Annotated in this window: 11 protein-coding genes; 3 read left to right on the top strand and 8 right to left on the bottom strand. The window is 49.2% G+C overall.

Annotated elements, in window-relative coordinates; translation table 11 throughout:
* Nucleotides 1-167 precede the first annotated feature (167 nt).
* From McpCs1_RS02395 to McpCs1_RS02375, 5 genes are all read right to left on the bottom strand, one after another.
* Nucleotides 168-2249: a sodium-translocating pyrophosphatase gene (locus McpCs1_RS02395; protein WP_338095659.1), complete on the bottom strand. Its 2082-nt coding sequence runs from the start codon at nt 2247-2249 to the stop codon at nt 168-170.
* Nucleotides 2250-2615: 366 nt separating this feature from the next.
* On the bottom strand, nt 2616-4085 hold the full coding sequence (locus McpCs1_RS02390) for a DNA-directed DNA polymerase II small subunit (RefSeq protein WP_338095658.1): 1470 nt from the start codon (nt 4083-4085) through the stop codon (nt 2616-2618).
* A 57-nt stretch (nt 4086-4142) separates the two neighbouring features.
* Nucleotides 4143-5306 carry an aminotransferase class I/II-fold pyridoxal phosphate-dependent enzyme gene (locus McpCs1_RS02385; RefSeq protein WP_338095657.1) on the bottom strand — a complete coding sequence of 388 codons (1164 nt, stop codon included), beginning with the start codon at nt 5304-5306 and terminating at the stop codon, nt 4143-4145.
* A 15-nt stretch (nt 5307-5321) separates the two neighbouring features.
* Nucleotides 5322-5813 carry an Lrp/AsnC family transcriptional regulator gene (locus McpCs1_RS02380; RefSeq protein WP_338095656.1) on the bottom strand — a complete coding sequence of 164 codons (492 nt, stop codon included), beginning with the start codon at nt 5811-5813 and terminating at the stop codon, nt 5322-5324.
* Between the two features lie 35 nt (nt 5814-5848).
* Nucleotides 5849-7105 (bottom strand): ORC1-type DNA replication protein, encoded by a 1257-nt coding sequence (locus tag McpCs1_RS02375; protein WP_338095655.1) that lies wholly within the window; start codon nt 7103-7105, stop codon nt 5849-5851.
* A gap of 565 nt (nt 7106-7670) precedes the next feature.
* Here McpCs1_RS02375 and McpCs1_RS02370 point away from each other — a divergent pair.
* The 3 genes from McpCs1_RS02370 (at nt 7671) to McpCs1_RS02360 (ending at nt 9985) form a co-directional block, all read left to right on the top strand.
* Nucleotides 7671-8159, top strand: a complete 489-nt coding sequence (locus tag McpCs1_RS02370; protein WP_338095654.1) for a MogA/MoaB family molybdenum cofactor biosynthesis protein — start codon at nt 7671-7673, stop codon at nt 8157-8159.
* A 1-nt stretch (nt 8160) separates the two neighbouring features.
* Complete coding sequence (locus McpCs1_RS02365) at nt 8161-8667, top strand: GNAT family N-acetyltransferase (RefSeq protein ID WP_338095653.1); 507 nt, start codon at nt 8161-8163, stop codon at nt 8665-8667.
* A gap of 199 nt (nt 8668-8866) precedes the next feature.
* Nucleotides 8867-9985 (top strand): class I SAM-dependent methyltransferase, encoded by a 1119-nt coding sequence (locus tag McpCs1_RS02360; RefSeq protein WP_338095652.1) that lies wholly within the window; start codon nt 8867-8869, stop codon nt 9983-9985.
* A 24-nt stretch (nt 9986-10009) separates the two neighbouring features.
* Here the strand turns inward: McpCs1_RS02360 and cgi121 are convergent, their stop codons facing one another.
* From cgi121 to McpCs1_RS02345, 3 genes are all read right to left on the bottom strand, one after another.
* A complete protein-coding gene (cgi121, locus tag McpCs1_RS02355) occupies nt 10010-10513 on the bottom strand; it encodes a KEOPS complex subunit Cgi121 (protein ID WP_338095651.1) in 504 nt (167 codons plus the stop codon).
* Between the two features lie 4 nt (nt 10514-10517).
* On the bottom strand, nt 10518-12701 hold the full coding sequence (locus McpCs1_RS02350) for an ATP-dependent DNA helicase (protein WP_338095650.1): 2184 nt from the start codon (nt 12699-12701) through the stop codon (nt 10518-10520).
* A 92-nt stretch (nt 12702-12793) separates the two neighbouring features.
* Entirely contained in the window at nt 12794-13336 is a 543-nt protein-coding gene (locus McpCs1_RS02345) for a KH domain-containing protein (RefSeq protein WP_338095649.1), read from the bottom strand.

Raw genomic sequence — 13336 nt, 5'->3', positions numbered from 1 at the left:
GGAGTAACGCAGGGATTACAAAAAAGTGAGGTGTTGTCTGTTACTTTCTGGTGCCCACGATTCGCATACCTTTGGCCTGCTCGCTGCTTCGCAGGAAAAACGATGAAACAAACGTATCAGAAAAAACCCGAAGGCTTCGAAAAAAATGTTGTATGATTGAATTCAGATTACATTGCGAAAGCAAGAATGACCGGCACGAACACCAGTGCAATCATGCTCATCAGCTTAATCAGAATGTTTAATGCAGGTCCGGAAGTGTCCTTGAACGGGTCACCAACAGTGTCACCGACAACTGCTGCCTTGTGAGCATCAGAGCCTTTGCCGCCATAGTTTCCAAGTTCAATGTACTTCTTTGCATTGTCCCATGCTCCTCCGGAGTTTGCCATGGTAAGTGCAAGAAGGACTCCGGCAACAAGTGCTCCAACAAGGAGACCGCCGAGTGCAAGAGGACCGAGAACCAGACCGACAACGATCGGTGCAAGGATTGCAATAACGCCCGGCAGAATCATCTTGTGAATTGCGGAGTCGGTTGCAATGGAGATGACGGACTTGTAGTCCGGCTCTGCGGTACCTTCCATCAGACCTTTGATCTCTTTGAACTGGCGGCGGACTTCGATCACAATCTTCTGTGCTGCCTGACCGACTGCGGTCATGGTAAGTGCAGAGAAGAGGAACGGAAGCATACCACCAATCAGCATACCGATAAACACATTGGTGTCTAAGATATCGATTGCCTCAAGACCGACTGCGGTTGCGTATGCACTGAAAAGTGCGAGAGCAGTGAGTGCGGCTGAGCCGATTGCAAATCCTTTACCGATTGCTGCAGTGGTGTTTCCAACTGCATCAAGGGTGTCGGTGATCTCACGAACCTCTTTGGGCTGGTGGGACATCTCTGCAATACCTCCGGCATTGTCTGCGACAGGGCCGTAAGCATCAACTGCAAGGGTAAGACCAAGAGTGGACAGCATACCAACCGCTGCAATACCGATACCGTACATGCCTGCGAAGTAGTAGGCAACATAGGTTGCGGCTGCAATGATCAGAACCGGCCAGACGGTGGACTCCATTCCCTTTGCAAAACCATTAATTATGTTGGTTGCTGCTCCGGTCTGACATGACTCGGAGATTGCCTTCGTTGGTTTGTAGTCAAAGGAGGTGTAGTACTCGGTGATCAGACCGATACCAAATCCTGCGACAAGACCGGCGATGGTTGCAAACCAGATACCCATACCAAAGGATCCGCCAATGAGATTGGAGGTCAGGAAGTAGGTTGCAATAACAGAGATGACCAGTGCAATGACGGTTCCCGTGTTGAATGCTTTGTGGATTGCGGAGTTCTCATTCTTCTTGGTTCGAACAAACAGAGTTCCAACTGCTGCTGCGATGATACCAAATGCGGAGATCAGCATCGGCAGGAGAATGACATTGAGTGCTTCAACGCTCTCACCAAAGAGCGTGGTGGCAAACGTTGCGCCGACAATACCAAGAGCCATGGATGCAACAATCGAACCCACATAGGACTCGAACAGGTCTGCACCCATACCTGCGACGTCACCGACGTTGTCACCGACGTTGTCTGCAACGACTGCCGGGTTGCGGGGATCATCTTCAGGGATGCCTGCTTCGACTTTGCCGACAAGGTCAGCACCAACGTCAGCTGCTTTGGTAAAGATACCGCCGCCGACACGGGCGAAGAGTGCAACAGAGGATGCACCAAAACCGAATGCCGCCATGTTGGAGACAACAGTGTTGACGGTTGCAATGTCGCCGAATCCACCGAAGATGGCGATTAAGGCGAGGAAGACAGCAGAGGTTCCAAGAAGACCAAGTCCGACCACGGTCATACCCATGACGGATCCGCTTGCAAAGGAGACTTTGACTGCTGCAGCAATACCGCGTTTTGCAGCATTGGTAGTTCGTACGTTTGCCTTGGTTGCACTGTGCATACCAACGTATCCTGCTGCTGAGGAGAGGACTGCACCGATAACGTATGCCGGTGCGGCCCAGATGCTCAGACTGTCGTCAGTCACAAAGGAAAGAGCGACAAGGATGACCGCGATAATAACAACAAAGGCTCCGATTGCACGATACTGACGGTTCAGGAAGACCATTGCGCCAAGGTGAATGGCTGCAGCGATCTTCTGCATCATCTCATCGCCTGTTCCCTCTTTCTTCACCACGGAGTAAGAGTAGAGTGCGAAGAGAAGGCCGATAACGGCACATATTGGAGCGAGATAGATCAGATCCATAAGAATCAAAAACCTCCGGTAATCCGGATTGGTTTCTCTCTATAGTAGAGGGCAGGCTACCTAATAATACTACTGTAAAAAGAGTTTCCGGTAGGGACAAAAATATTTGCGTACGAAATGGTTTCGATTATTGACGAATGAAGAGCGCGGGGTGGGGACGTTTTGATTCACGAACCTCCCACGGAAAAACGGAGCACACAGAAATCTCACAGAAAAACATCACGGAGCAGACGTGAACAGCACGGAAATGATTTATTATTTGTGTTTGCAATTTTACGAAAATATTCGGCCATGATTTTTCTGGAAAAACAAACTAAATTTTTTGTAATCACAATTATTATTTGTATTCCGTGATGTTCACGCCTCTCAGTGATGTTTTTCCGCGAAATTCAGTGTGCTCCGCTTTTCCGTGGGCGGGTCAAGAAAACGCAGGATCTCATGCTGCATCGTTGCAAGATCCACCACGACCGCCTCAGCGGGCGTCGGCGTGATGTTCATCTGTTTCTGGAACGAGGTCTGAGCCTGCCAGGTTCCTGCATTGATGCCGAGAACTCCGCGGTAGTTCACCACATCTGTAATGTGAACGTGCCCGGTGTGTAAAATATCAGGAACATCGCGAATAACTAAATTGTCTGCGGGTGTTGAGAGAAGCGGTGTGCGCTGGCCATAGATCGGGCCAAGATGGCGGCGCTTCAGCATCGCCTCCATAATATCACCAGGCTTTTCATAGCTCGAGCCCGGGATGAACTTGATGAGATCATCAATACTTCTGCCATGATACATCAGAACATTCACCGACTGAATGTTTACCATCGCAGGATTTTCAACGAACGTCACGTTGGTTGGGAACTGGGTTCTGAACTCCTCCGGAAGAGCAGGCTGGGGTTCAGCTGCCCGCACCGCATCATGGTTGCCGGGCGAGAGAATGATCTGAAGATGGGATGGCAGGGCCGAAAGCATCTCGCCTACGGCATCGTACTGTTCATAGATCGTTTTGATGTGCAGCTCCTTGTCCTGATTCGGATAAATGCCGATGCCGTCCACCACGTCTCCAGCGATCAAAAGATACCTGACCTCAGGAGTTTTGTCGAGCCATGAAGCAAAACGGTTCCATGCATCAGGAAGGAACGTGTCGCTGCCTACATGCACATCAGAGATGAACACCGCTTTGCCCGGCTCTTTGGACGGAGAGATCACATGCGTCAGCGGAATTTCAGGCCTGAACAAAGTATCAGAAAATATCATTCCTCCTCCACCTCCGCCATTGTCCCGGGAAAGTTTTCCGCGGACACCAATGACTTCGTCAGGAATAATTTTTTCCGCCTCATCAAACCCTTCGCGATTTTTGTTGAACAGAACTTTGATCGTTCCGGTAGGATCTTCGATCTCCACAATCCGGTGACCCTTCGCACTCGTAGAGCCCTCGACAACCATACCGATCGCACCAATATCAGTGTCAGAGAATCTGCTGTTCTGTTTGACCAGGGCTTCGATCGGAATCGGGCTCACACGGGGCCGCATCATTGCAGCAAGCGTATCATACCGGTCGCGGAACAGAGCAAACGACTCCTCAGGGTTTGCCGTTGGTATCGAAGAGCCTTCACGGCCCGCAAGAATTTCGGGAACTGGGCTCACGCCGACGTTGAGTTTGTCAAGCCGCGGGGCGGTCATGCCGGGAACCTCTTTGGTGGTTACAACCGAAATTCCTGAAGGAAGCGAGCTGATAATTCCTTCAATGACTCCGGAGCCGCCGCTTTCGCTGATGTACGTGACAACATCCGGATGAACCAGAAGTCCCGCCTCAAGGAATCGTGCAACAATCTCTCTCTTCTGCATGAAAAAATCGTGGGGAGCATATAAACTCCTCCACTCGAAACAAAGGGGTTAAATAGTTTAGCTGTGCAGCGACTCAACAAAGATTCCAATCCGACGTACAGCCTCGGAAAGTTTCGCCCGATCCACCGCATAACAGGTCCGCACATGACCGCGTCCGTTCTTTCCAAACGCGCTTCCGGGAACCACCGCAACATGCTGCTCACGCAGAAGACGTTCGGCAAACTCCTCATCGCTAAGTCCTGTTCCTTCAACCGAGGGAAATGCATAGAAGGCACCTTTCGGCAGATGGCAGGGGAGACCAACATCGTTGAGTCCTTTGACGAAAAGATTTCGCCGGATTCTGTACTCGGCGATCATCTCATTCTTTGCCTCCTCACCATTCTTCAATGCTTCAATGCCGGCAAACTGCGACGCAGTCGGAGCAGACATCATCACATACTGATGAATCTTCAGCGCAGCATCAGTCATCTCCTTTGGAGCACACAGATAGCCGAGCCGCCAGCCGGTCATGGCATAGGCTTTGGAAAATCCGTTCAGCGTGATCGTCCTCTCCCAGAGACCGTCAATCGCAGCGGTCGAGACATGATGACCATCATACGTCAGTTCTGCATACACTTCATCAGAGATGACCAGCAGGTCGTGATCGATGATGATATCAGCGATCGCTTGGAGATCATCCTTTCCCATCACGCCGCCAGTCGGGTTGGTCGGGAAGTTGAGCAGCAGAACTTTGGACTTCGGCGTGATTGATTCCATCAGCACATCAGGAGTTACCTTGAACCCGTCCTGTGCCGAGCAGGGTAGAGTCTTCGGCCTGCCTCCTGCCATCAGAACTTCTGCCTGATAGGAGACAAAGCATGGATCAACCACGAGGACCTCGTCTCCCGGATCAACAACTGCACGGACCGCGATGTCCAGGCCTTCAGAGACTCCGGTCGTTACAATCATCTCGGTTTCCGGGCAGTACTTCGTATGATAGCGCTGGTCAAGATCTGCTGAGAGCAGTTCCCGGAGTTCCGCAAGACCGCGGTTTGAGGTGTACATCGTCATGCCTTTCTCAATGGATGAGATGGCAACCTGCGAGATGTTCCACGGCGTATCGAAATCAGGTTCGCCAACGCCAAGGCTGATCACGTTGTCCATCGTGAGCAGCAGATCAAAAAATTTCCGGATGCCGGACGGAGGAAGCTCTCCGGCCATCCGTGACACAAAATTTCTCATGATCCCCAAGCCTTCTTAGAATGTGATGAGCTGGCGGTCGCGGCTGCCCGGCCGCATCATCTCGACGCCCTGCTCCTTGTAGGTTCTCATGACGATCTGCGTCATGGTTTCGCGGACGCCTTCAATTGAGGCGATCTGCTCGGCAACAAACCGGGAAACCTCAGACATCGACTGGCCGCGGATAATCACCTGCAGGTCATAGGTTCCTGTCAGGAGAAGAATGGACTCCACCTGCGGGAATCTGGCGATCTGGGCGGCGATGCCGTCGTAACCAAGTCCGCGTTCGGGAGTAATTTTGAGGGACAGAATGACAGCCACCTCTTCTACCCCCGCAGCACTGTAGTCGATGACTGCAGTGCAGCGCCTGAGAATGCCTGCTGCGTGGAGTGCTGCGATACGATTCTCAACTTCGTTTTCATCAACCTCCAGCATGACGGCAATATCACCTGCGGTGATACGACCGTTCTTTTGCAGTTCCCTGAGGATTACTGTATCCTTTTCGTCCATGATTTTTCACCTTTTTGTGAATTATTCCAAAAAACTTACAGGAGTGGATGTAAAATGCTGCACTCCCGAAGTCTTGGATCGTTCATTACTACTGTACGTATCTGATTAGTGGGACTGTTGAAATAGATTTCTGTTGTCCTGCCATGCCGGCCGTGTGAGACGACGCGGGCGGTCACGATACCGAGCATGTTGAGTTCATTGATGAGGTCAGAAACCCTGCGATGCGTCAGGGGTTCGACATCCATCTCTTTGGCAAGTTCGCGGTAGACGTTTATGACGCTGCCGCTCGTGAACACCTTCTGGCCTGCGGAGGAGACTAAAAGCATGGAGCAGAGCACCATCTTTCCCTGGCGCGGAAGGGTCTGGACGCACTCGCTCATGGTGTCGGTCTCAATATTTTCCTGGGCGCGGCGGACATGCACTTCAAGGACCTGTTCTGAAGACTCGCGTTCGGCAAGTTCACCGGAAACTCGGAGAAGATCCAGTGCGCGGCGTGCGTCACCATGCTCCTGAGCGGCAAGCGCCGCGCACAAGGCGATGACATCCTCGTTCACGGAGTCTGGAAGAAATGCCATCTCTGCACGCTGGTGGAGAATGTCCTGCAGCTGAATTGCGTCATAAGGAGGGAACACGAGTTCTTCTTCAGAGAGAGAGGAAAGCACGCGGGGGTCAAGGAAGTCTTTGAAGGTGAGATCGTTAGAGATGCCGATGATACTCACTCTGGCATTTTTCAGATCACTGTTGATTCTGGTCAGGTTATAGAGGGTGTCGTCACCACTTTTCTTGACCAGCTTGTCGATCTCGTCCAGCACGATGATCTGCAGACCGCCCGCCTGCTCAAGCACATTCTTGAGTTCTGAGTAGACCTGATCGGTGTGCCAGCCGGTTGCGGGGATGGTATTTTTGGCGCGGTCGCTTGGTTTCAGGTCATGACCACTGATATGATTTGCAATCTGCGCAAGTACCCGGTACTGAGTGTCGATTGTTTCGCAGTTGAGGTGAACCATTCTGCATCTGGAAAATTCCGAGCTTTCATTCTCAAGTTCGGATCCGACAAACTTGACGGTGGCAGTCTTTCCGGTACCGGTTTTTCCATAGATGAGGATGTTTGAAGGGGTTGCTCCCTGCAGTGCAGGGGCAAGAATTACTGCAATCGAGTCAATCTGATCTACCCTGTGCGGCAGTTCACGAGGGCTGTAACTGTGGCGGAGAACTTCACGATTCTGAAAAATTTTATTTTTTATTGTGTATTTTTTGAAAAGTCCTGTAGATTTGAATGGTTCCTCAGACATGACATACCAGATCCTTAGATTACCATTACGCTGTTGTTCCTATTAATATACCGCTGTTTCCACTGGAAAAAAGGGTTTGTGCCTGTCAGAGATCCCAAGAAAAAAATACTTGAATTCAGAACTCAAATACCAAGATATGGATAGTTCACAAGTAATACTCCCCCACCCCTTTGTTTCGAGTGGAAAGTCGAGTGTGTGATTCGCGAAAATTGCGCTACCCAGACATTTTCTCATCTTTCAGGCTCGCATTTTTCTTATAGTTTTTTTATTTTTATAATCAACAAAAAATTTTTACAATGTTTAAAAAGAAAAGTTTTATATTATGAGAGGTAGACTTACTAATGAATAGTGGGACTTCGTATGAAGTATCTTTTTTGCAAAGATACCTTCCATATGTTCCACTCGAAACAAAGGGGTGGGGGACTTTTCTAGAAAACATTGCAAAAATTTTGAAAAAAAGATATTCAGATGAGATCAATTTTTCAATTTCTTTGCAGTGTTAAGATGGTTTATCTTATATGTTTGATACAAACTGCCTAATATCATGGAAAGCCTATCTATTTTCATGCCAGCTGAACATCTCACAGCTATTTCCATCCAGACTGCTATCATCACAGTCTCAACCACCAGAACGGAAAAAACTGATCTGAGCGGACAGATAATTCGTGATGCTTTTACTGCTGCTGATATCCCAATTGTCTCCATGCAGATTGTGAAGGATGACATTTCTGCTATCAGAACTGCAGTTCTTTCTGCGCTCAGAATCGCAAACTGCATCGTAGTGAATGGTGGAACAGGTCTCACGCATGATGACTGCACCATTGAAGCGGTCGCTCCCCTCTTTCACAAAACGATGGACGGGTTTGGTGAACTGTTCCGAATAAAAAGTTATGAGCAGGTGAAAAATGCGGTGATTCTCTCCAGAGCAACTGCCGGCATCACAAATGGCTGCGCTATCTTCTGTATCCCAGGCTCCCCGAAAGCGGTGAAACTTGCAACCGAAGAGATCATTGTTCCGGAAATCCGCCACATCATCACGCATGCGGCCCAGTAACATGGAAGAATTTTCCCTTCATTCGGTGACAACGAGTGAGGATATCAACAGCACCGCAGAGCTTGCCGACAGCATCTGGACCGAACATTATGTTCCGATCATCGGAAGAGATCAAACCAGGTACATGATTGAAAAATTTCAGTCAGCTGATGCTATTCACAGTCAGATTGAACAAGAAAATTATCTGTACTATCTGCTTAAAGTTGGTCAAGCCAGCGCAGGCTACATCAGTCTTCACTTCGAACCTGAAAGCCATGTAATGTTTCTCAGCAAATTTTATGTTGAAAAAAGTTTCCGCGGCCGCGGTTTTTCGAGGGCAGCTTTACAGTTCATCGAAGAGATCTGTCGGCAAGAGAGTCTCACGACTATTTATCTGACGGTGAACAAACAAAATTTTTCTTCGCTTGCGGTTTATGAAAAACTTGGATTTGTCCGTGCCCGTGAGATGATAACTGACATCGGAAATGGTTACGCGATGGATGATTATGTGATGGAAAAGTATCTCTGAACTTATTGAGTTGTACCTGATTCACATATTCACAAACTGAAATGGGATATCGAGTCAATAGGTTGATATGGATTCACGACCATAGTTTAAAAAATGTTTGATGTATTGAGTGTTAATTGCACCCCCCACCCAAGTATATCCTAATTCACTTTCTTTCAGTATTTCCTGTCCATTCCCTCCCCTCTCAAGAGGTTATGTGATGGTCTGCCCTATCTGCTCTTCAGGACAGATCACGCCTTTGTACTCTGCAATGAATGTTCCTGCATTTCAGAATAAGGCATATCCTACCGAACAAATTGCTGAATCTGTGATCTGTGGAAATGTTTCATTGTATTTTTGCGAAAATTGTGGATTTGTCTGGAATGCAACTTTTGATCCATCTCTCTTGGAATATGACGAACATTATCAGAATGAGCAGGGGTACTCTCCTATGTTTCAGTCTCATCTCCAGAATGTTTGCGATATTCTCATTCCCCATCTGTCCCAAGAGTCACATATCGTAGAAATTGGTTGTGGAAAAGCAACTTTTCTCATGAAACTGGGAGAGCTTGGATATACTGTCCATGGATATGATCCGGCATATGAGGGAATGGATCCCAGAATCATTAAGGAATATTATTCTCATGATACAGTTGCGCAGCAGCCTTTTGATAAAGCTGATCTGATTGTCTTGCGTCATGTCCTTGAACATATTTCACATCCCCTTCAATTTCTTCAGTCTATTGCAGAGGCCAATGATTATCAGGGATTACTGTATATTGAAGTCCCTGATTTTCGCTGGATTGTTGAGAAAAATGCATTTTATGATGTGTTCTTTGAGCACTGTAACTATTTTTCCCTGCCGGCCTTAACAGGCTTGTTCTCTGATGTGTTACGTACAGGAACATTTTTTGGAGATCAGTACTGTTATGTTATTGCTAAACTTGAGGACCTTCGTTCTCCAGATACAAGTTCGCATCACCTGTCTTCACCACCAGTTTTGCAGTTCTCGGAATGTGTTTCTGCATGGAAGTCTCTCGTTTCGTCAGGTTATTTTGTGATTTGGGGAGCAGGTGCGAAAGGAGCGACCTTTTTACGCGAGATTGATCCGGAACGGCAAACCATTTCCGCAGTTGTTGACATTAATCCAAAAAAACAAGGAAGATATATGCCGAAAACAGCACATCCAATTATTTCTCCTCAAAAATTACATCATATGCAGATATCCGGCATCATTGTTATGAATGATAATTATTTGGATGAAATTTCTCTGAGTGTTCAAGAAATTTGCGGTAAAATTCCAATGTATGTACTTGGAAGAAGACCGATGCCTGTATAGATCCATTTCATTTTTTTACGATAATTACTTGTACGCATCCATCATCGCAATCCGCTCAAGCACCAACTCCTCGATCCGCTCGATACCAACAACCTCGATCTCCTCCTCCGTGATTCCGAAAAGTTCCATCAGCACTGAAGCAGTTGCCGTCATCTGATGATCTTTTGGCACCGCAAGATCCAAAAGAAGATCCTTCGCCTTTGCGAAATCTCCGCCAAGCACTGCAACATACAAAAAGTTCTGCCCAGGATGCAGACCAAACTGCGGAGCAAGCGAACACTGCCGCTGGCCGGACGCATACAGCAAAATTTCCATCGATAATGTTCGTGCAACCGGCTTTCCTGAGGCAAACGACCGCTCTGCATGCATCACCGCAGAGCGGATATGATTTGGTCCGGCAATTTTTCCAGCATCAAACAGTACGATAACGGCGTCCGCGACTTTCGCTGCAGCGTTTACCTGTGTGAGGGCGGATGCAACATCACTCACCACAGCCTCTGCCTGATAAATTTCTAAATTTGTTTTCATGCCTTTACTCTCCAAAATCAAACAGGGTCTTCTGCGGTTTTGTTTCACTCGCTTTCACGGGAACCGCTTCCTCCTCGATGAGAAGAGGGACTGCGTCCAACGTTCGTCCGGTTTTTTTTGCTGCCTGTTCAAGAACACTCTTCGTAAGCACTGTGCCGAGAATTCCGACAACATCCTTCGGCTCTGCTGAGAGCAGATCCTCGGGTGTCGTAATGCCCCGGTCAAACAATCTCCTCGCACGAATTCGACCGATTCCCCTTAGGGTAATGAGGGGCAGGAGCTCCTCTTTCACACCGTTCTCGATCCGTATCTCTAAGTCCCGGACGTCCGTGTCAAACCGCGGCGCAAACTCATGTGCAATTCTGGCTGATGCATGCATCAGCCACCTGAGATTTTCCACCACCGCATGAATATCCCCCGCACCCACGCCAAAGTTCTCGCAGATAACGTCTTCCGGCACCTCCTCACACCATGCCTCGGCAACGAGCGCTGTCTTCACGGCCGCAAAAAATTCCTCGGAAAGCTCCTCGCACCACAACTCATCGCCTCGCTCAGAGAACACCTCATCCACCAACCGCTCATCAGACGCCTTCAGATAAAATCTGAACATATTAGGCGTCATGCACAACAGATGCAGCATGCCAAACGCAGAAAAGGTCTCCTGCTTTCCAAGAATATCGCGGATAAGCGATGCGGTCTCAGGATCCAGATAGAGGCGCGACGCAAGAACTCCAAACGAAGTTCCAAGGAGTTCTCCCCCGGTCTCTTCGGTGATCATGCCTGACTCGATCAGATAGGAGAGTGCCTTGCCGATATTTCTGTCAAGTCTTCGGTGTACCGCCTTCTGACTTGCATAGAAGGATTTTTCCATGAATCCGTCAAGCTCTGCACGGTTCTTTGCAAAACCTGTTGTGATCAGCGCAAGCAAGTGGTTCCGCAACTCATTCTCCTTCTGACACTGGGACGCGATGTTTTCTGCCGGTGCATCGATGAACTTTTCAAACAGCACGTCCACTGCATCGCGGTCCTTTGCTATCAGCACCGCTTCTCCGTACGGATCGAGCCTCGGCCGTCCGGCACGCCCTGCCATCTGTCGGTACTCCATCACAGGAATCGGATTCATGCCGACACCTGCCTCGTAGCGCTGGTAATCGCGGATGATCACGCGCCTTGCAGGAAGGTTCAGGCCGGCAGCAAGCGTCGGAGTTGAGGCGATGACCTGAATCTCTCCTTTCCGGAATCCCTCTTCGACTGCTTCACGGGCAGCGCGGGGGAGACCTGCATGATGAAACGCGGCTCCGTTCTTCACCGAGTTTGCCAGAACTTTTCCTGAAGGAGTTGTGTCGGCCTTGGCAATTTTTTCTGCATACAAATCAAGAGCTTCGGACTTTTTCTTCAGCACAACTGCGGCCCGTTTTGCGTAGGCTTCTGCAGAACGGCGGGATGAAACAAACACCAGACACTGGCCTCCTTCCTCAGCCGTGTCCAGTAAAAGATTCAGGTCATCATCTTTTTTCGGCGTCTGCAGAATTCGTTCCGAACCATGGAAGTGGATCGCACCATTATAGTAGACACCTTCGCGGAGGTCAACCGGCCGCCACTCGCTCGTGACGAGCGCGGCGTTCAGCCAGTTCGCCAGCTCCTCAGGGTTGCCCATCGTTGCCGAGAGGCCGATGATCTGAAGGTTCGGGTTTTGGTACCGCAGCTTTGCTATCACCATCTCAAGTGTCGCACCCCGGGAAGGGTCGCCGATCAGATGAATCTCGTCCACGACAAGTAGGGAAACGCGCTTCAGCCACTCTGCACGGTTGCGAAGCAGTGAGTCGGTCTTCTCCGACGTCGCGACAATGATGTCATAGCGGCCCAGATATTCGTCGCGCTGATCAGGATCCCCTGTCGCGATACCAACTTTTACTTCTTTTCCTGAAAAATCTTCATATTTTTCTGCGGCAAGCGCTTTCAAGGGAACGATATAGAGACACTTTCCCCCATCCGAAATCTCCTTTTGCATCGCCATTTCTGCGACAAGTGTCTTGCCGGACGCGGTAGGAATTGCCACCAGCTGGTTTTTTCGATTAAACAGACCCGCCTCTACGCATTTCGCCTGCGGCGGATACAGTTCGGTGATCCCCAGAGCCGAATACTTCGTGCGCAGGGAAATTGGAATGGGCAGTGAGTCTATTTTCATGAAATAGCCGGTGGAATATTTGAACCCCTTTGTTTCGAGTGGAACTATGGAGAAATCCCTCTTGGTAAATAAAGATTGTGAAAGATAGTTTCTCAATAGTAGTAGCTTATCACATTCATCTTTGCTTCCTTCTTCTTGCGGTCAAGGAAGTTGAAGACAGCGTTGTGATCCGAGCCGCTGATCAGCATGAGAACTGCGGTGTGGGCATCGTTGACCTGGTCCGGCATGCCGATGATGCCGATCGTTTTTCCGTAGACTGAAACGAACGTTCCGGTCATGTTCTCGATCTGTTCGCGGGCCTTTCCGTCGCGGCCGATGATTCTTCCGCGGACGCGGGCAAGCTTCTGGGGCGTGTCGGCATCGTCAGAGATGTCGATTAAGTCGAGAATCATGTCATCGTCTTCGAGAAGTTTTCTCGCACGCTCAGGAGAAAATCCTCGGCCGATTGCTTTGATGACCTCCATTGATCTGATCTCGGCAAGTGCGTCCTCTTCGTTTTCGATTACAACGATTCCGTCTTTGCTGTCCACTTCGAGGGTGACGTTCAGCATTTTTTCCAGAGTTTTTCTGGTCTCGCCATGCTTTCCGATGATTGCTCCGATACGGTCGTTGGGGATCTTGAGTTCCTGGGTCAT

Origin of the sequence: Methanorbis rubei (assembly GCF_032714495.1) — an archaeon.
GTDB lineage: Archaea > Halobacteriota > Methanomicrobia > Methanomicrobiales > Methanocorpusculaceae > Methanocorpusculum > Methanocorpusculum rubei.
This window is presented reverse-complemented; position numbering and strand designations above follow the sequence as displayed.